The following is a 19,304-nucleotide window of genomic DNA, read 5'->3' on the forward strand; positions in this document are numbered from 1 at the left end:
TTGTGCTGCGCATATTACGAACACTCACGGAAGGATAATCTAAAAATGCGTCATATGACACATTGATTTTAGTCAAATAACACAGATTAGATTTTTCTATGCCAGCGCAAGGAAGAGGTAGGGTTTTAGGGCAGAACCTCAAGCAACTCCTGAGCCAACTGCTCAGCGGTAATGCCATAGACATATTTCTTTATAAAGCGGCCATTCGGTCCCAATAGATAGAGGCTGGCAGAGTGATCCATCACATAGAGATCGGGATCCGCCAACGCCTCCTCCACCTTTTCATATTTTACTTTGAACTGGGCGGCAACACGCTCAATCATAGGCTTTGAACCTGTCACCCCGATCAACCGGGGATCAAAGTACTCTACATAGTTACGCATCACCTTGACGTTATCCCGCTCCGGATCGATGGTGAAGAAATAGGGCTGTATCAACTTGGCCTTTTCACCCAGTTCGTCCAAGGCCAGTGACAGCACCTGCAGGGTCGTGGGGCAGACATCCGGACAGTAGGTGTAACCGAAATAGAGCAGGTGGTAGCCCCCCCGCATGTCATCTTCGGTGAGCGTTCCACCAAGATGGTCGGTCAGGATGAAACGCCCACCAATACCATCCTGATCGGGAATACCACCACTATCGGCTGAAACACGTGCCTGTTCCGCTGCCCCCATATCCGCATTCAAACACCGCTTGATGGTATCCGTATTATGATCCATCAGTTGGAAATAGAGATCGGGACCCGGCTTTAGATTGATGCCCAGGCTGTCGAGTCTGCCGATATTGACTTCCTGCCCCTGAGTCAAAAGCCCTGCATGCTCCGCAGGCATGCCCACTTCTATCAGCAGGCACACTGCCTCACCGTCCACGATGCGCTGCCGCACCTTGAACAGCGAAGTCGCATCACCCGGTTGTCTGGGAGAGATACCCACATGTTCGAGTACCGTCAGCGCATAAGCCTGTTCAAAATAGTGAAGGGTATCGTAATATTGCACACCCAATCCCGCCTTCAACCCCCGATAACCGTATTCATATTCACGGTCGATGCGGGTAAGCCGCTGCATCATCTTTCGCCTGTTTTGCTGGTAGATGTGGGTTCGGAGCGGGTCTGCCTCCTCCAGCAGATGGGTAAGATCATCCAGCAAAATGATGATATTCCGGTCGTCGAGCCAGAAAAACGGATCACGTTTTGCATCATCGCCCCGCGAGAGGAGAATCTTCATGCTGCTGCTCGACAAAAGCTCAATTACCCTTACCTGGGATTCGAGCGCCGCTATCGATTCCGCCAGATGCTCCTCCAACTCCGGGCCGACCCAGATGACAAGATCAGCAGACTGCATAGCATGCTTCTGCTGGTCGGTTGGCTTGAATTCAAGGGGACTCTGCCCCCCACTCACAAGTAACTGTGGGCCTTTGGTGCCGTCCATAAGGCCAGCCACGATGGAATGGATCGGCTTGATGCTGACAACGACATCAAAACTGTCATCAGCAAGGACAGCTTGTCCGGAGAATATAAGGCCGAGAGGGACACACAGAGGTAATAGGTAACGTTTGAACCACATAATTTAAAATCAGCTTAAGACTTGCTAAAAACAGTTTCCAGTTGCTGCACAGCGGCATCCACCTGCTTTTTGAATGTATGCACATCCGGACAGGTGGCCTGTGCCGCCATAAAATTCATGAAGGAGGTATTGGTTTCAATATCGAACAACTCTCCCAACTGCCTGCGTTTGGGAAGCGTCATCACCAACACTCTTTTCATGTGCTGGGTCTGCTCAAGATATCGGCAATGCAGGGCCACGCCGTTTAACTCTCCCAGACGTTTAATTGCTGCGAACTGCTGATCTGTCGCAGCAACAGCCGTGCCCTGAAATAACAGGGTCAATAACAGAAGAACTGGGATTCGGGTGAATTTCATGCAAACACTCTCAACAGTAAGCGCGGCATTCTAGGGCCGACTGACCTTTCTGTCACTGTTTTAGATCAAATGAATGAGATTAGAAAGTGTTCTGGGAGTAGATCTGATCAAGCAAAGTGGATCACCGGTGGGGGAATTTAACAAGTGTAGGTTGGGTTAGCGTAGCGTAACCCGACCTACACAAAAGTTTGAGCAACACCCCTCCGCGGAGTGGGGGATTCTATTTACGATTCAGCAGACTGGCATGGGCAGCGGCCAGCCTTGCCACCGGCACTCTCGGTGCAGAACAGGAGACATAGTTCAGACCCGCTTTGTGGCAGAAGGCGATGGAGGCCGGATGTCCACCGTGCTCACCGCAGATACCGACACTCAGGTCAGGCTTCTTTTCTCGTCCCCACTTCACTGCCAGATCCATCAGCTTGCCCACACCTTTTTCGTCCAGCACCTCGAAAGGGTTGTCCTGGAGAATACCGATCTGGTTGTACATGGGCAGGAACTTGTTTTCGGCATCCTCGCGGGAGAAGGAGAAGGTGGCCTGGGTCAGATCATTGGTACCGAAAGAGAAGAACTCCACCTCTTCAGCCAAGGTGTCAGCCCGCATGCAGGCACGCACCACCTCGATCATGGTACCGAAGCGAAAATTGAGTTTATGTCCAAACTCAGCCTCAACTTCGATGCGAATCCGGTCGACGGTCTCTTTTACCTTTTTCAGCTCTTCCGAAGTACAGACCTGAGGCACCATGATCTGCGGATGCACTTCCAGGTCCTTGGCGGCACACTCGGCGGCAGCTTCCAGGATTGCCCGAATCTGCATCGAATAGATCTCAGGAAAGGTGATACCCAGCCGTACGCCGCGATGCCCCAGCATCGGGTTGGTTTCTGTCAGAGCCCGTACCTTTTTCAGCATGGTCTCCTTCTTTTTCAGCGTCTTTTCCACCATGTCGATGTCCACGATCTGGCGCATCGAAGCCGCTTCCTGCTTTGCCTGATCAGGATCGTGCAGCAGGATCATGCTGCTTGCCAAAACCTCCATGCCGCGCACCGAATTGCGCAGATGGTGCAACTTTTCCAGATCCGCCAGTAACTGCTGCTCGGATGGCAGAAACTCGTGGATCGGCGGATCGAGCAGGCGAATGGTGACCGGAAACGGCGCCATGACTTCAAATATCGCCTTAAAGTCGGCGCGCTGCATCGGCAGTAGCTTATCCAGAGCCGCCTCACGCTGTTCATCGGTTTCCGCCACGATCATTTCGATCACTACCGGCAGACGGTCGACATCATTGAACATGCGCTCGGTACGACAGAGACCTATACCCTTGGCGCCATACTTGAGCGCCCGCGTGGCATCCGGTCCAGTATCGGCATTGGCCACCACCCGCAGATAAGCCTCATCATCAGCCCAGCGCAGCAACCGGTTCAGCTCCTCGGTGAAGTCCGGCTCCACCATCGATATCTCACCCAAATAGACGTTGCCGCTACTACCGTCGATGGTGACCACATCGCCTTCCCGGATCACCAAACCGCCGATGTGCGCTTCCCGGCGCTGAACATCCACAGAGATACCCTCCGCACCTGCCACACAGGGCTTACCCATGCCACGGGCCACCACCGCGGCGTGAGATGTCTTGCCGCCACGACTGGTGAGGATACCTTCCGAAGCGAAAAAGCCGTGGATATCTTCGGGCTTGGTCTCTTCGCGCATCAGTATCACCTTCTGCCCCTGCTCTTTGCCGAAGATCTCCGCCCGATCCGCATCGAAAACGACCCGGCCGCTGGCCGCGCCCGGCGATGCGGGCAAACCCTGTGCCACCGCATCCGCCTTGGCGTCGGGATCAAGACGAGGGTAGAGCATCTGTTCAAGATGGGCGGGATCAATGCGCAGCAGCGCCTGCTCCCTGTCGATCAGCCCCTCCTCCACCATCTCCACAGAGGTGCGCACCATGGCAACTGCATTCATCTTTCCGTTGCGGGTCTGCAGACAGTAGAGAGTGCCACGCTCAATGGTGAACTCAAAATCCTGTATCTCTTTATAATGGGTCTCCAGTTTTTCACGCAGTTCCGCAAGCTGCCGCGCCATCTCCGGCATCTCTTCCGTAAGATGGTCGATGGGTTTCGGCGTACGGATACCCGCCACCACATCCTCACCCTGAGCATTGACCAGATACTCGCCATACAACTTGTTCTCGCCGGTACCGGGGTTACGGGTGAAGCCAACGCCGGTGGCGGAGTCGTCGCCCCGATTTCCGAAGACCATGGTGCAGACATTGACCGCAGTACCATTGGCCATTTCGGGTGTGATATTGAATTCACGGCGGTAATCCACTGCCCGCTTGCCGCCCCAGGAGCCGAATACCGCTTTGATGGCAATCTCCAGCTGGTCGTATGGGTCTTCCGGAAAAGGTCGTCCGGTATGATTCTCAAAAACGGTCAGAAAACGTTCGCAAATCTCTTTCAGGTCATCTCCGGAGAGCCCCACATCTTCTGAAACATGCGCCTTCTGTTTCACCTGCTCAAACTCAGCATCAAAGAGTTCGTCAGGCACATTGAGAGCGACCTTGCCGAAGAGCTGAATGAAGCGGCGATAGGCGTCATATCCGAAACGGGCGTCACCAGTCTGCTCGATTTCACCCAGCAGGGTCTTGGAGTTAAGCCCCAGGTTGAGAATGGTGTCCATCATTCCCGGCATCGACATTGCGGAGCCGGAACGTACAGAGACCAGCAGCGGGTTCTCTGCATCACCAAAGCCCTTGCCGGTGGCCGCCTCGACCCGTTTCATGTGTTCTCTCACATCGTCCATCAGGCCATCCGGCAACTGCCGGGTTTCGTTGGCAAGATAGTCTAGACAGGCCTCGGTGGAGATGACGAAGCCAGGCGGCACATTGAGACCGAACTGGGTCATCTCGCACAAATTCGCACCTTTGCCGCCCAACAGCTGTTTGTTCTTGCCGTCACCTTCTTCGAAAGAGAAAACCTGTCTTTTTCCACTCATTTACTTCTTTCCTTTGTCGGGAGGCGGAACCTGCTCCACCCCGATTGAATCATCAGAGTATGATAGCCTTTTTTTGTTGCCGAACCATTACCGAATTCACCCGGAACACAGCGGGATGACCCTATTATCGGGTCATGGTCATGGCGATTTGTTCGTAAGAGGGACTGAAGACAGATTCAGCAATGAAGAATAGACTTTTATCCGGATTTTGTAGCGGATTTTCAGCGTTTAAAAGAGCTCAATATCCCCTTCATAATTTTTCTCATCTGCATCACCATCCACTGCCTGGCTCATGGTAAACGCCTCCACGATATGCTCCTGGTTCTGCATAACCCCTTTAATGCTCGCCAGCACATTTGACAGCGTATAGTAAATAGTCTCACCTGAGTCGATGCGTTCCATCGCATCATCAATCGCAGTATCGATTCGCGCCAGTAGATAATCCTCCTGATCTTCCTCCAGACCCATGCTCAACAGATCGTAGTTGATATGCTCCGCCATCTCCCGCAGCAGTCCACCACTCTCTTCCTGCTTGTCCAACATACCCCTGGCAAGATAGTAGAGCTTAGCCCGGATCTGGCCAAAGGCACTCAACAGATCGCGGCTCTGCCCCAGCAGGGCCATTTCGACACTAATAGTGCTGTTTTTGGCATTCGCCGCAGAAAGCATTACCGGCATGAGATCCTTGATTTGCCCATAACGCTCGGGATCATCGAGCGGCATGTTTTTTACCAACAGACTGAGCGTGGGGTAGTTGATGATGGTATTGGCTCCAAAATCAAAAAAACGCATGTCCTTATCTGCCATCTCGATCAGTTCCTTTTCCAACGGACTGATGCTGCCCTCCGATGAGAACCAAAGAGGCGTATTTTCATCCATGATCATCAGGCAAGACTGCAGTTGCAGATGGTGCATGACTCCGAAAAGCTCATCTGCCAGCTCCTCGTAGGTTTTGTGGGCGTAACTCTTCTCCACAAACTGCACAGCCATGCCCAGTTCGCTGGTCCCGGTCATCGCGATAAAGGCGGTTTTCTGCGCCTGCTCGTATTGCGCCTGCAGCACCTGCTGCTCTTCCCTGTATTTGATCAGCACCCTGATGCGGGCGATCAGGTTTTCCGGCTCAAAAGGCTTTACCAGATAGTCGTCCCCCCCCATTTCGTAGCCCAGCATCCTTTCCCGCAGGGAACTATGGGAGGAGAGGAAGACAACCGGAACATCTTTGGTTGCTTCTGTATGGCGCAGACGATCGCAGACCTCATAACCATTGAGGCCGGGCATCTCCACATCGAGAAGGACGATATCGGGAATATGGCGCTGGGCTTCAGCAAGCCCCTCCTCGCCAGTTTCGGCAAATCTCGGCACCATACCTGCCGCCTCAAGGCTGCGGCCAATAATTTTACGGCTTATCTTGTCGTCGTCTATCGCAAGTATGTCTATAGAAGCGTCCATTTCTCAAATACGCATCAGTTAATTCCATTAGTTAGCGCCCATTCCGGCACACCCGCCTCCGAAACAGAGCCGTTCCATACCTGTCTAGCGGCCACGAGCGCTATAACTGGAGGAAGATTCTCTACAGTTGTGCAGAATCAGCGAAAAACCACCCTCCACCTTATCCGGTCCATCCGGTTATACTAGGCGCCTTTTGCGACCAACCATCACGAAACCCATGGACAAGACCTACGATCCCCACTCCATAGAGCAACACTGGTACCAGACTTGGGAGGAGCGCGGTTACTTTGCGCCCAAAGACGAAGGGGACGATGCCTACTGCATCATGATCCCGCCACCCAATGTCACCGGCAGACTGCACATGGGTCACGCCTTTCAGGACACCATCATGGATGCCCTGACCCGTTTCCACCGCATGAAGGGGGAACGCACCCTCTGGCAGGCGGGATCTGATCATGCGGGGATAGCCACACAGATGGTGGTTGAACGACTAATCAACGCCGAAGGGGAGACCCGTCACGACTATGGGCGGGAAAAATTCATCGATCGGATCTGGGATTGGAAAGAGCACTCAGGCAACACAATCACCCTCCAGCTACGGCGCATGGGATCGTCCCTCGACTGGGAGCACGAACGCTTTACCATGGATGAGGGGCTTTCGGATGCGGTAAAGGAGGTCTTTGTCCGCCTCTATGAAGAGGGACTGATCTACCGCGGCAAACGTCTGGTCAACTGGGATCCGGTGTTGCATACCGCCGTCTCCGATCTGGAGGTGCTCTCCGAGGAGGAGAATGGCCACATGTGGCACATGCGCTATCCTCTCTCCAACGGCCAGGGCCATCTGGTCGTCGCCACCACGCGGCCGGAAACCCTGCTCGGCGACTGCGCGGTGGCAGTCAATCCCAGCGACGAGCGCTACAAGCACATGATCGGCGAACTGCTGGAACTGCCTCTCACCGGGCGCATGATTCCAATCATCGCCGACGAAGAGCATGTCGATCCCGAGTTCGGCACCGGCTGCGTAAAGATTACGCCGGCCCACGACTTCAACGACTATGCGGTCTGGCAGCGCCACCGGGATGAGAAGGTCATCACCGAAGAGCCCCACGGCGGCCTGATCAATATCTTTACCATCGATGCCGCTATCCGTGACAACGATGAGGATGAGGACAACCTGATCCCGACAGCCTACATCGGCATGGACCGCTACGCTGCACGCAAGCAGATCGTGACCGACCTGAAGGCCCAGGGACTGCTGGAGAAGATCGACGACCACAAGCTGATGGTGCCACGGGGTGACCGCTCCGACGCGGTTATCGAACCCCTTCTCACCGACCAGTGGTACGTCAAGGTCGGCCCTTTGGCGAAACCGGCTATCGAGGCAGTAGAGAACGGCGACATCAAATTCGTACCCGACAACTGGAAAAACACCTATTTTGAGTGGATGCGCAATATCCAGGACTGGTGCATCAGCCGCCAGATCTGGTGGGGGCACCGCATCCCGGCCTGGTACGACGATGCCGGTAACGTCTATGTCGGCCGCTCCGAAGAAGCTGTCCGTAAGCAGCACAACCTGGCGGACGACTACCCGCTACGTCAGGACGAGGATGTGCTCGACACCTGGTTCAGCTCCGCCCTCTGGCCCTTCTCCACCCTGGGCTGGCCGGCAGAGACCGAGCGGGTAAAGACCTTCTACCCCACCTCGGTGCTGGTCACCGGTTTCGACATCATCTTCTTCTGGGTCGCCCGCATGATCATGATGGGCATCAAGTTCATGGACGATGTGCCTTTCAAAGAGGTCTACGTACACGGCCTGGTACGCGACTCCCACGGCGACAAGATGTCGAAATCGAAGGGCAACGTGCTCGACCCCATCGATCTGATCGACGGCATCGAACTGGAGCCACTGGTGGAGAAACGCATCAGTGGCATGATGCAGCCACAGCTGGCGAAGAAGATCGAACAGGCAACCCGTAAGGACTTCCCCGACGGCATCCCCAGTTTCGGCACCGATGCCATGCGCTTCACCTTTGCCGCACTGGCCTCCAGGGGCCGCGACATCAAGTTCGATCTGGGCCGGGTCGAAGGCTACCGTAACTTCTGCAACAAGCTGTGGAACGCCACCCGCTACGTGTTGATGAACACCGAAGGCGAAGATGCCGGTAAAGGTTCATCAGAGGTCGAACTTTCAGTCGCCGACCGCTGGATCACCACCCAACTCCAGTCCACCATTTCTGCGGTAACCCAATCGATCGACAACTACCGTTTCGACCACGCTGCCCAGGCGATCTACGAGTTCACCTGGAACAACTACTGCGACTGGTACCTGGAACTCTGTAAGCCGGTATTGACGAACGATGCCTCCCCGGACGCCGCTGATGCACAGGGAAGTGCGAGTGTCGCGGAAGACAGGAAGTTGGAAGCGACCAAACGCGGCGCCCGTCGCACCCTGGTTCAGGTTCTGGAGACCCTGCTTCGCCTCACTCATCCGATCATGCCCTTCATCACCGAAGAGATCTGGCAGAGGGTCGCGCCAATGACCGATGCCGAGGGTGACACCATTATGTTGCAGGGCTATCCGGTGGCTGATCAATTACAAATCGACGAGAGTGCTGTCGCCGAAATGGAGTGGACTATGCAGTTCATTCTCGGCATTCGCAAGATCAAGGGGGAGATGAATATCTCGCCCGGCAAGCCGGTTCCGGTGCTGTTGGCCAACGCCACCGAACAGGATCAGACCTGGCTCACCTCCAACCGGCGTTACCTCGATTTCCTTGCCCGCACAGAATCGGTGGAAGTCCTGCCAGCGGGAGAGGCGGGGCCGGAGTCCGCCACCGCGTTGGTAGGCGAGATGAAAGTGTTGATCCCCCTTGCCGGTCTGATCGACAAAGACGCGGAGATCAAACGTCTGGAGAAAGAGATCGGCAAACTACAGGGGGAAGTGGAACGCACCGGAAAAAAACTCTCCAACCCCAACTTTGTAGACAAGGCACCGGCGGCCGTAGTGCAGAAAGAGAAGGACAAGATGGAGGTCGCCCGTAAGGCGCTTGAGGATTTGCAGGCACAGGCAGTAAAGATTCAGGCGTTATGAATCCGTCAGAACACCATGTCGCGGTGCTTGGCGCCAGCTCAAAACCGCACCGTTACGCCAATCAGGCGATTAAACTGCTGAACGAACTCGGCTATGAAGTCACACCTGTACATCCGAAACTGGAGAGCGTCGAAGGCCTGCAGGTATTTTCATCATTAGGGAAGATCTCAAAAACCATCGACACCCTGACCCTCTATGTCGGGCCACAGCGCCTGGCACCCATGTTCGATGAAATCGTCAATGCAGCACCCAGCAGGGTGATCTTCAATCCGGGCACCGAATCCCGAGACCTCACATCACGTCTGGACAAGGCAGGCATCGAGTGGCTGGAGGGCTGCACCCTGGTAATGCTGAAAACCGGTAGTTTTTGACTGCCTAATGGGTACTGCCAAAGGATGGATCGTTTGCATCACCAGGCACCTGTATACCGGCAATATGGCTGGCCTGGTTAACCGGGCCACCGGGAAACAGTTGATAGAGCCATTTTTTCCCACCATCCTCTGCAAACTCTTCCACCAACGCCTTTGTGATCTCCCGCGCCTTGGCTTTCTCCCCTCGTCCGCGATAGTAATCACGTACGAAGAGGACAACATCCCAATGATCATTACTCAATGCGATACCCAGTTCCTGGGCTCTTGCAACCGCCGCATCTTCTGACCAGGGAGCCAATTCCAACAGGTTGCCGTCCGGGTCATTCTGATTCGAGGCAGGGCTACGTATGTGCTGCAGTATATCCGACATGCTCATCTCCTCCTTTGGTGTTATGAAAGGAAGTATAGATCAGCACCTGTCCATGACAGCCAGCAGTTACCCTGCTATAAGCAGGGCAATTATTTCTGCAGCTCAAAATCGATGGCGTGTTGGATTCGTTGGCATGATCAAGCGCAGCGGATCATGTGTAGTGTGCGCCGGTCGCACCATGATTACGGCTTGTTTTGGTGCGCATGGCACACCCTATACACATCCTATTTTTATTTGTTGAAGGCGCACTTGCCACACAAGGACGCATCAAGCATCCTTGGAATAAGGCACCCGGAAGAAAACCGCATACAGAACCGGGACAAAGAGCAGTGTCAGCAGCGTCGCAAAACCCAGTCCCGCCATGATGGTAATCGACATGTTGACGAAGAAGACATCAGAGAGCAGCGGGATCAATCCTAAAATCGTGGTAGTAGCCGCCATCAATACTGGGCGCAACCGACTTACCGTTGCATCCAGAATCGCCGCCAAATGCTCTTTGCCATCATCGATCTGCTGGTCGATCTCATCAATCAGCACAATGGCATTTTTGATCAACAGGCCGATGAGACTCAATGCACCGAGCAGAGACATGAAGTCAAAGGCACCGTCGAAGCCAAGCAGTCCGGCTGTAATGCCGACAATGGCCAGAGGCACGGTCAACCAGATGATCAACGGCTGACGCACCTTGGCAAACAGCAGGATACTGACCAGAATCATCACGATAAAACCTGCCGGCAGCACTTTGGAGAGTCCCGCCTGGGCATTGCTGGAGTCTTCATATTCACCACCCCAGGAGAGTTCGTAACCCGACGGCAATTCAATCGCTTCGATCTTCGTCCGCAGACGGTTGAACAGCGGCGTCGCCAATTCACCCGTTGGATTACAGGCCGCAATGATGGTCTGAATCCGGTTGCGCCCCCGGATTACTGTGTTCTCAAAAACAGTCTCGAATCCATTCACGACCTGTGCCACAGGCACCGCCTTCTGCAACGCTGGACTCCAGACCCGGATGTCCTGAATATTGGCCACATCCGCACGCTCATCAGCCGGTGGTCGAAGCTTGATCGGCAACATCCGGATACCGTCCCGATAGACACCCACACTTTTACCTTCAAACGCAGATTTTAGTGCAATGGCAAGGTCATGGCGGGTGATGCCCAACTGCCGACCCACTTTTTCATTGAAGAGCGGACGGATGAGCTCCACCGGCTGGCGCCAATCGTCGTTGATCTCCTTGGCCTCCGCATCCTGCCGCATGATAGCCTTGGCCTGTTCGGCCAAGTCACGCAGGACTGCCGCATCCGCTCCGTGGAAACGCGCCTCGATTTTGCCGTCCCTGCCAGGGCCGATGCGGAAGGGTTTGATAATGGGATCGAGCTGAGGAAAATTGTCGCGCATATAGGCTGTGACAGCCGGCCAGACTTGGGAGATCTGCTCCAGTTCTTCTGTCTGCACGATGATCTGGGCATAGGCCGGACTTGCCTCTTTGGGCTCGTAGGTCAACGCAAACCGGGCATCGCCCCCACCCACCAGCGTGGTTGTCTTGACGACACCTGCCTGACTGCGAAGAAATTCAGCTATCTTCAGGGCATCATCGCGAGTCTCCCGAATATCGGTTCCCTCAGGTTCCCAGACATCGACAAAAAACATCGGTGTATTGGCACTGGGAAAAAAAGCGTTTTTGATATAGCCGAACCCCAGCACGGCACTCACAAATAGGCCGATCACGACAATAATCGCCAGCCATCGCGCCTTGATGACCGCCTTCAGAAGGTTTCTGAAGAGCTTGAAGAAACCTTTATCATAAGGATTGTCCGCAGCACCATCTCCACCTTTTTTCGGACGCATGAAGAGGGCGCACAAGAGCGGCGTCGTACTGATTGCCGTAACCCAGGAGAGCGTCAGGGAGATCAGAATCACGTAAAAAAGGGAACTGGCAAATTCACCGGTGTTATCGCTGGAGAGGCCTATCGCGGAAAATGCAAGAATACCGATAATGGTGCCGCCCAACAGCGCCCAGATAGTCTTTCCCACCGCTTCTTTAGCCGATTGGGTAGCCGACATACCCGACTGAATGCGAACCAGCATACCCTCCGCCACCACAATAGCATTATCCACCAACATACCCAGCGCGATAACCAGTGCACCCAGTGAGATTCTCTGCAGTTCGATACCGTACAACTCCATCACAAGCAGCGTGCCCGCAACGGTGATCAGAAGTACTGCTCCAATTATCAGCCCCGATGTCAGTCCCATGAAAAGCAGCAGGACTGCAATCACTATGCCGATTGCCTGGCCCACACTGACGATAAAACCGTTGACGGAATTGTTAACTTCGGTGGGCTGATCATAGATAATATTCAGATCCATGCCGACAGGAATAATCGATTGCAGCTCATGGAAGCGTTGCACCAGCGTCTCACCCACCGCAACGACATTTTCGCCACCGCGCATGGAGATACCCATGGTGAGCGCAGGCTTTCCATTGAAATAGATCAGTTTACCGGGGACTTCCTCGTAGGCACGATGTATAGAGGCGATATCCTTCAGATAGATCAGTTTCCTGTTATCCGAGCTGATGAGCAGATCGCCGATCGCCTGCACTGAGTCAAACTCACCCGTCGGATGGATGCGAATATAGTCGGGACCCACCCGCACCTTGCCCGCATCCTCGACCACATTCTGGGACTGCAGGACATTGCCGATCTGTTCCAGGGAGATACCCAATTCACCCATACGGGTGCGGGAGATCTCCACATAGACCACTTCCGGCTGCTCACCGCCGATGACGATCTTTTTGACTCCCTCCACCAGCACAAGCTGTTTCTTGAGATCATCCGCCACGTCCTTGAGGTCGCGATAGGTATAACCCTCTCCCTGCAGGGCAAGGTAGATACCATAGACATCACCGAAATCATCGACGATGATCGGACCCTGGACCCCCGGCGGAAGTTTGTGTTTCATGTCGGCGATCTTGCGCCGCAGCTCATCGTAGATGTCGGGAAAATCCTTCGCCTTATACTCGTCCTTGAACTCGACATTAAGATCGGACATGCCCGGGCGCGCAATAGACATCTTGATGCGCTTCAGCTGCCCCATCAGCTGAAGTGCCTCTTCTATATGGTAGGTCACCTCATCCTGCACCTCCTGGGCGGTGGCGCCAGGGTAGAAGGTGATGATCTTGGCCTGTTTGATGGTGAAGTTGGGATCTTCCAGTTTGCCCATCTTCTCGAAGCCGTAAAAGCCACCCGCCACCATGATGATGACCAGCAGCCAGGAGACGACCTTCTTCTCTATCGAATATTCACCGATGTTCATTGCTGATTCCTGTCAGTCCGTGGGGCCGCTGCTACTGTTTGTCCATGACGGGAATATCCTCCGCCCTGGGCTCAGCCTGCTCGGTCTGTTTCATCAGCGTCACATTCATGTTTTCGGCAAGATAGGCGGAACCGGCTGTGACAATCCGCATCCCCGGTTCTATGCCTTCCGTCACTTCGATCGAGGCACCCTTCATACGTCCCAGCGATACCTTCCGCGCCGCTACCGTCATCGAGGCCTCATCCACAACCCAGACCCTGGAATCGAGCTTGCCATTAGCGGAAACCGCCTTGACGGGCACGAAGTGGACCACTCTCTCTTCCAGTGCCCTGGAAAGATCGGCAGTAACATTGGCCGTCATGCCCGGCAATACCACCAGTCCGGCCGGTGCCGGCATAGTGTAAGTCACCTGAAAAGTCTGGGTTTTTGCATCCGCCTTGGTAGCGATTTCCTTAAATACCAGATCGAAGCGTTTATCCGGCACCGTATCGAAAGCGGCCCAGACAGATACCTTGCCACCCTTCTCTGCATCTGTTTTGGCAGGGGTAAGTCGCAAGATCAGGTTTTCCGGCACGTCGAACTTGACCTCCAGTTGAGTATTATCCATCAGGGAAAAGACTGTCTGTTTGGCCTGCACCTCCTCAAACTGCTGTATATAACGTCTGGCGACGCTGCCATCAAAAGGCGCCTTCAACTGCGTGTAGCGCAGATCAAGTCGGGCTTTTTCCAGAGCAGCCGAGGCGCTTTTGAATGACGCTTCAATCTTATCGTAGTCGCGCCGGGAAATATGTCCCTTGTCCACCAGATCCTTGGCACGATCGAAATCTTTTTTCGTATTGTCATAAGTCGCTTGGCGATCCTTCACGACCACTTGATAGTCCGTGGCATCGAGTTTCGCCAGCAGTTGTCCCTTCTTGACCTGCTCGCCCTCTGTAACCTCCAGCTTGACCACTTTACCGGGCACCCGAAACGAGAGTTCCGCCTTGTGTTCCGCATCGATCCGCCCGGGAAAGTTTCGCACCCCCCCCTGTGCCGGTGCCGCCACTAACATTGACTTGACCGGCCGTGCGGTTACCTCTGCCGGAGGGGGCTCCTTCTCCGCGCAAGCAGATAGAGAGATCAACGTAACCGCAGCAAGCAAGGTTACAGGCAATCGCAGCGTATTTTTTTTCATCTTATTGATGTCCATATTTATTGCGTAATAACTGGCGGTGGGATAATAAATCTTAGCATATACCACAATTCATACCGGTGCAGCGGTAATCCCCCACCCTCTGCTGTTCAGAATGATGCAGACAAATGTCTGTCAGCAACAAAACAGAAACTGGCGTGGAATCGGAAAACCGTTCCCCAGGTTGGGATTTCTATTACTCAGATTAAGGTTTTCTGGGTTAATCCCTGTCATTCAGTGAACTAGATTCCATTTTCGCATGAAGAAATCGCACGACTTTCCGATAATGAGAAACAAGGTCAATTTTGGAGTCAGTAGCGTAATGGGTATTGATAGAATCAGTCGATGTAATGGCACAGGATCCACAATGCTGCTGATGGCAGCTGCAGTATTTCTTTTTTTGTTCGTTGCCGGTGTCCCGGCTTTTAGTCAGCTGAACGAAAATGAAACCACGGCTAAAGAGGCCGGTTCCATGACAGACCACCTTCAGTTCGCACATCAGGAAGCGATTCGCCGTGGGCTTCCTGTCACTGTCTGCGCATCGGGCGACGGGGAAACCTGTAACGATACGGGAAACTGGGAAGAGGGCTGCATCGTCTTCATCGAAGTGGATGGCGCACAAGGCGATCTCGGCAGCAGCGACATTGTGTTGAGCAGGTTCCTCAACAGTGGAGATCATCTGGGCTTGCAGAGCAACCTCGATTACATCCAATATCAGGCCGACGGAAGCATTAATCTCAACTAGCAATTGCCGCAGAATACTACGCCTGTCGGGTTACGCTGCGCTGGCCCGACCTACCCATCTGGCTCAAGAAACATTCTCCAAAAGACGCTAGTCAGAAAGAGCCAATGCAGCTGCCCTATCCATCAACCAGGTAGCTTCGTCGGCCAGGGTAGCCGGTACATCACCAACTTCAAGCGCCCGCCGCACCGCATCAGCTTTACCGTCACCCTCCACCATCATCAAAGTCTGTTTTGCCGACCTGACAACGGCAGGGGAAATGGTCAAGCGTTGCGGTGGCGGTTTACTGCCGACCACCGGAATGATCCGCCGCTGCCACTCTTCCAGCGAATCCGAATCGGGAAACAGAGAGGCCGTATGTCCATCCTCTCCCAAGCCCAACAGCAGGATGTCGATCTGTTCCGGCAGAATCGCCTCGTATGCTTCGGCAGCGGTTTCAGGATCATCCTCGCCATGCATGCGATGTAGTATCAGGTCATCCGGCAGGCCATGGGGAAAGAGTGCCTCAACCGCCATACGATAGTTGCTTGCCTCATGGGTTGGGGGCACACAGCGTTCATCGCCGAAGAAGATCGTTATCTTCTCCCAGGGAATCTCCTGCTGAGAAAGTTTTCGATAAACCGGCAGCGGTGTTCCACCCCCTGCCAGCATCAGATGACAACGTTCGTTATGCTGTAACACGGTTTGAATGGTATCCAGAATCCACTGTGATGCAGTAAGAACAAAACGCGCACCGTCAACAATGATTCTCTCTCCCGCCACCTAAACGATCTCCCGCCATTTTCGTTGGTATCGGTGCATAAGTTTATCGGCCTCTACTGGGCCCGCGCTGCCTTCAGCATAGAAGGCCGGATAGCGATCTGTCGCCCGTTCCCAGGCCTGCAGAATCGGTGTTACGAATCGCCAAGCATGCTCCACCTCGTCACGGCGGGCAAACAGAGTGGCATCGCCGCGCATGGCATCAAGCAGCAAGCGCTCATAGGCATCTTTGATCGGATGGTTATAGGCATCTGAGTAGCTGAAATCCATCTCCACTGTACCCACCTGCAGTGAATCCCCCGGCTGTTTACTTATGATTTTGAGATCGATCCCCTCATCCGGCTGGATACGGATCGTCAACACATTGGAGTCGAGCGTCTGGCAGACATCGTCACGCCCGAAAAGACAGTGTGGCACAGGACGGAAAACGACAGATATCTCAGTCATCCTCGCTTTGAGATGCTTCCCGACCCGTAACATGAAGGGCACCCCCTGCCAGCGCCAATTGTCGATAAAACACTTGAGCGCTACATAGGTGGGGGTGCGGGAATCCTTGTCGACATTATCCTCATCACGGTAACCCCGGTACTGACCAAACACGACATATTTTTCAATATCATCACCGGACATGCGACGCAGGGAACGCAGTACCTCAACCCGTTTATCACGAATATCGTCCGCCGCAAAAGAGATCGGCGTCTCCATGACACAGAGCGACAGCACCTGCAACAGATGGCTCTGTACCATATCTCGAACCACCCCGGTCTGGTCATAGAAGCGTCCCCTTCCCTCGACACCAATCGACTCCGCCGCAGTAATCTGGATATGGTCGATATATTTTCGGTTCCAGAGAGGTTCGAAGATGGTGTTGCCGAAACGGGTCACCAGGATATTCTGCACTGTCTCCTTACCGAGATAATGATCGATACGGTAGACCTGACTCTCATCCAGCACTTCGCCAACAATACGGTTGAGCTCCTGAGCCGAGGTCAAATCCCTGCCGTAGGGCTTCTCCATGATCACCCGTGACCAGGGGGTTTCATCACTACTATCGTAAAGCAGTCCCGTCTCCTGAAGACGATGCAGTATCTGCGGTGCCGCCGCGGGTGGTGTAGCCAGATAGAAGAGCCGGTTGCCACCTGTACCAAAACTCTGCTCCAGAACATCGATTCGTTCCCGCAATGCATTGTAGCCTTCAGGATCCTCAAACGACCCACGCACATATTCTATGCGTTTCTCAAAGCTCTGCCAGACCAGCGGATCGACGGGCTGCGTACGGGAGTATTCCCTGACCGCGCTCTCCAATATTGCCCGAAACTCTTCACTCTTCTGCTCGGTCCGGCTGTAGCCGATGACCGCAAACTGTTCATCAATCACGCGTTCACAAAGGAGATTGTAGAGCGCTGGTATCAGTTTACGGCGAGTCAGATCTCCAGCCGCACCGAAGATGACCAGAAGACAGGGAGTTGATCTATCCGCCTGTAGAAAAGGTTCCCCGGCCTCCGGCCGTATTGCATAGTCAACGGGTAACACCGATATGTTTCCTCTATCTGATTACTCTGTAAAAGCAGACTGTTTTAAGTATGCAGGACCGTTACCGCCAACTCCGAATCGCTGTAAGCAGATCATAATGCGAAGGCAGTTTCTGTTTCAGCTGGCGTTTGACCTCTGCAATATGATTGGAAAAACGCATCCAGTCACTTTTTACAAGGAAACGTTCAGCCGGAAAATGGCGTCCCTCGAAATAACCTTTACCAAGCAGGACATAAATATAGTTCCAGTGGCTGAAAAGAAATTTTCCCTCGACATCATGAGGCGACGGCATAAATGATTGCCACATCTCAAGATTTTCCCGCAGTTTATCTGGCAGATCGATATCCTCACGGGCGGCTACCCAGAAAGGCTCGGTACGGTTGGAAGTGTAGTAGGTCATGACGATGAAAGAGAGGATCTCATTATACATCCGGTTCATGACTTCATTGAAGCGGTCTACTGTCTTCTGCTCGATGCCCTGCTCGGGATAATAGGTCAACAGCATGCGCGCCGTCATCTCGATAGTATAGATCGCGGATGCCTCCAACGGTTCCACAAAACCGGCGGAGAGACCGGTGGCGATACAGTTTTTAACCCAAGTATTGCGTACACGGCCTACCCGCATCTTGATCACAGGTGGTGTTCTTTCCCGCAGAGATTCATCGCCTATGTGTCTGATAAGTTCATCCAATGCCTCATCATCGGAGATGAAACGGCTTGAGTAAACATAACCCGTGCCCATTCTGCTGTAGAGTGGCACATCGAAAGTCCAACCCGCCTTCATCGCCGTTGCGGTGGTGCAGGGAGAAAGTCTCTTAGGATCTTCATGGGGATGCGGGATGGGGATGGCTCTGTCACACAGCAAGTGGTTACCAAATTCGTTATAGGGCTCTTTCAACACCTGTTGCAATATACGCCCACTGAAACCGGTACAATCGATCACCAGTTTTACCGGCACACGCCCCTTCTCTTTCAGGTTAAGTGCCGTGATATAGCCGTTCTCATCCTGTTCCACGTCCACCATCTCGTCCAGGATATGCACAACCCCTCTTTTTTTCGCAATATTTGCGACCTGCCTGGAAAAGTCGTGGGCGTGCAGATGGTAGGTATAGGGTACGGGGCTCTCGTAGTCCTTTGCGCCCATCAATTTTGGACCAAGCAGGTTTTCCACCACCATCTGAGTCGGCATGATGCTATCTACAAAACTGCTCGCACCTGGTGCGTTGCCATATTTTTGGTAGTAATAACCTGTTTCAAAACCACCGACGTATCCACCCACGTTAAAGGGATTATAGAAGGTAGTCGGCTTGCCTTTGGCATCCAGATTCCAGCCTACAAATTTTCCTGCGCATTTGAAGGTGGCATCGGAATTACGCAGGAACTCGCTCTCCTTGATACCCAGTTGCTGGAGCATGCGGGGAAAACCCGTCACCGTCCCTTCGCCAACACCGATGGTAGGAATATTTGGCGACTCAATCAGGGTCACCTTGACCTTGGACTCACCCTTGTTCAGCATCGTGGTCAGAAACAGGCCCATCAACCAGCCTGCCGAACCGCCACCCACGATGGTGATATCATCTATCCTCTCGTTCATCT

The 19,304-nt window shown here is 53.7% G+C and carries 13 protein-coding genes; 3 read left to right on the plus strand and 10 right to left on the minus strand.

From position 1 onward, the window contains the following. Nucleotides 1-125: 125 nt before the first annotated feature. The 4 genes from HPY30_00455 to HPY30_00470 form a co-directional block, all read right to left on the minus strand. Nucleotides 126-1,559 (minus strand): zinc ABC transporter solute-binding protein, encoded by a 1,434-nt coding sequence (locus HPY30_00455; protein ID QYZ64595.1) that lies wholly within the window; start codon nt 1,557-1,559, stop codon nt 126-128. Between the two features lie 14 nt (nt 1,560-1,573). Beyond that, the gene (locus tag HPY30_00460; GenBank protein ID QYZ64509.1) at nt 1,574-1,915 is read right to left on the minus strand and encodes a hypothetical protein; all 342 of its coding nucleotides are present in this window, start codon (nt 1,913-1,915) and stop codon (nt 1,574-1,576) included. A gap of 220 nt (nt 1,916-2,135) precedes the next feature. Next, nucleotides 2,136-4,904: a pyruvate, phosphate dikinase gene (locus HPY30_00465; GenBank protein QYZ64596.1), complete on the minus strand. Its 2,769-nt coding sequence runs from the start codon at nt 4,902-4,904 to the stop codon at nt 2,136-2,138. A gap of 228 nt (nt 4,905-5,132) precedes the next feature. Then, nucleotides 5,133-6,353 (minus strand): response regulator, encoded by a 1,221-nt coding sequence (locus HPY30_00470; GenBank protein QYZ64597.1) that lies wholly within the window; start codon nt 6,351-6,353, stop codon nt 5,133-5,135. Nucleotides 6,354-6,570: 217 nt separating this feature from the next. Between HPY30_00470 and HPY30_00475 the strand changes: the two genes are divergently transcribed. Beyond that, entirely contained in the window at nt 6,571-9,444 is a 2,874-nt protein-coding gene (locus HPY30_00475; GenBank protein QYZ64598.1) for a valine--tRNA ligase, read from the plus strand. Next, nucleotides 9,441-9,815 carry a CoA-binding protein gene (locus HPY30_00480; GenBank protein ID QYZ64599.1) on the plus strand — a complete coding sequence of 125 codons (375 nt, stop codon included), beginning with the start codon at nt 9,441-9,443 and terminating at the stop codon, nt 9,813-9,815. The genes HPY30_00475 and HPY30_00480 overlap by 4 nt, the downstream gene beginning before the upstream one ends. Nucleotides 9,816-9,819: 4 nt before the next feature. Here HPY30_00480 and HPY30_00485 read toward each other — a convergent pair whose 3' ends face one another. From HPY30_00485 to HPY30_00495, 3 genes are all read right to left on the minus strand, one after another. After that, nucleotides 9,820-10,185: a TusE/DsrC/DsvC family sulfur relay protein gene (locus HPY30_00485; protein QYZ64600.1), complete on the minus strand. Its 366-nt coding sequence runs from the start codon at nt 10,183-10,185 to the stop codon at nt 9,820-9,822. 267 nt (nt 10,186-10,452) lie between these two features. After that, nucleotides 10,453-13,503: an efflux RND transporter permease subunit gene (locus HPY30_00490; protein ID QYZ64601.1), complete on the minus strand. Its 3,051-nt coding sequence runs from the start codon at nt 13,501-13,503 to the stop codon at nt 10,453-10,455. A gap of 31 nt (nt 13,504-13,534) precedes the next feature. Then, nucleotides 13,535-14,554: an efflux RND transporter periplasmic adaptor subunit gene (locus HPY30_00495; GenBank protein ID QYZ67846.1), complete on the minus strand. Its 1,020-nt coding sequence runs from the start codon at nt 14,552-14,554 to the stop codon at nt 13,535-13,537. Between the two features lie 487 nt (nt 14,555-15,041). Between HPY30_00495 and HPY30_00500 the strand changes: the two genes are divergently transcribed. Beyond that, complete coding sequence (locus HPY30_00500) at nt 15,042-15,419, plus strand: hypothetical protein (protein QYZ64602.1); 378 nt, start codon at nt 15,042-15,044, stop codon at nt 15,417-15,419. 87 nt (nt 15,420-15,506) lie between these two features. On the opposite strand, the gene pgl is transcribed toward HPY30_00500, so the two are convergent. From pgl to HPY30_00515, 3 genes are read right to left on the minus strand one after another with little or no spacing between them, the layout of a single operon-like run. Next, on the minus strand, nt 15,507-16,178 hold the full coding sequence (gene pgl / locus HPY30_00505; protein ID QYZ64603.1) for a 6-phosphogluconolactonase: 672 nt from the start codon (nt 16,176-16,178) through the stop codon (nt 15,507-15,509). Beyond that, complete coding sequence (zwf, locus tag HPY30_00510; GenBank protein QYZ67847.1) at nt 16,179-17,714, minus strand: glucose-6-phosphate dehydrogenase; 1,536 nt, start codon at nt 17,712-17,714, stop codon at nt 16,179-16,181. A gap of 55 nt (nt 17,715-17,769) precedes the next feature. After that, nucleotides 17,770-19,302, minus strand: coding sequence for a tryptophan 7-halogenase (locus HPY30_00515; GenBank protein QYZ64604.1), 1,533 nt, complete (start codon nt 19,300-19,302; stop codon nt 17,770-17,772). Nucleotides 19,303-19,304 lie beyond the last annotated feature (2 nt).

It is taken from the genome of Gammaproteobacteria bacterium (ex Lamellibrachia satsuma) (assembly GCA_019623805.1).
GTDB lineage: Bacteria > Pseudomonadota > Gammaproteobacteria > Chromatiales > Chromatiaceae > QGON01.

Coding starts and splice junctions, on each gene's coding strand:
- HPY30_00455 (QYZ64595.1), bottom strand. CDS start 1,559: ATGTGGTTCAAACGTTACCTATTACCTCTGTGTGTCCCTCTCGGCCTT.
- HPY30_00460 (QYZ64509.1), bottom strand. CDS start 1,915: ATGAAATTCACCCGAATCCCAGTTCTTCTGTTATTGACCCTGTTATTT.
- HPY30_00465 (QYZ64596.1), bottom strand. CDS start 4,904: ATGAGTGGAAAAAGACAGGTTTTCTCTTTCGAAGAAGGTGACGGCAAG.
- HPY30_00470 (QYZ64597.1), bottom strand. CDS start 6,353: ATGGACGCTTCTATAGACATACTTGCGATAGACGACGACAAGATAAGC.
- HPY30_00475 (QYZ64598.1), top strand. CDS start 6,571: ATGGACAAGACCTACGATCCCCACTCCATAGAGCAACACTGGTACCAG.
- HPY30_00480 (QYZ64599.1), top strand. CDS start 9,441: ATGAATCCGTCAGAACACCATGTCGCGGTGCTTGGCGCCAGCTCAAAA.
- HPY30_00485 (QYZ64600.1), bottom strand. CDS start 10,185: ATGTCGGATATACTGCAGCACATACGTAGCCCTGCCTCGAATCAGAAT.
- HPY30_00490 (QYZ64601.1), bottom strand. CDS start 13,503: ATGAACATCGGTGAATATTCGATAGAGAAGAAGGTCGTCTCCTGGCTG.
- HPY30_00495 (QYZ67846.1), bottom strand. CDS start 14,554: ATGTTAGTGGCGGCACCGGCACAGGGGGGGGTGCGAAACTTTCCCGGG.
- HPY30_00500 (QYZ64602.1), top strand. CDS start 15,042: ATGCTGCTGATGGCAGCTGCAGTATTTCTTTTTTTGTTCGTTGCCGGT.
- HPY30_00515 (QYZ64604.1), bottom strand. CDS start 19,302: ATGAACGAGAGGATAGATGATATCACCATCGTGGGTGGCGGTTCGGCA.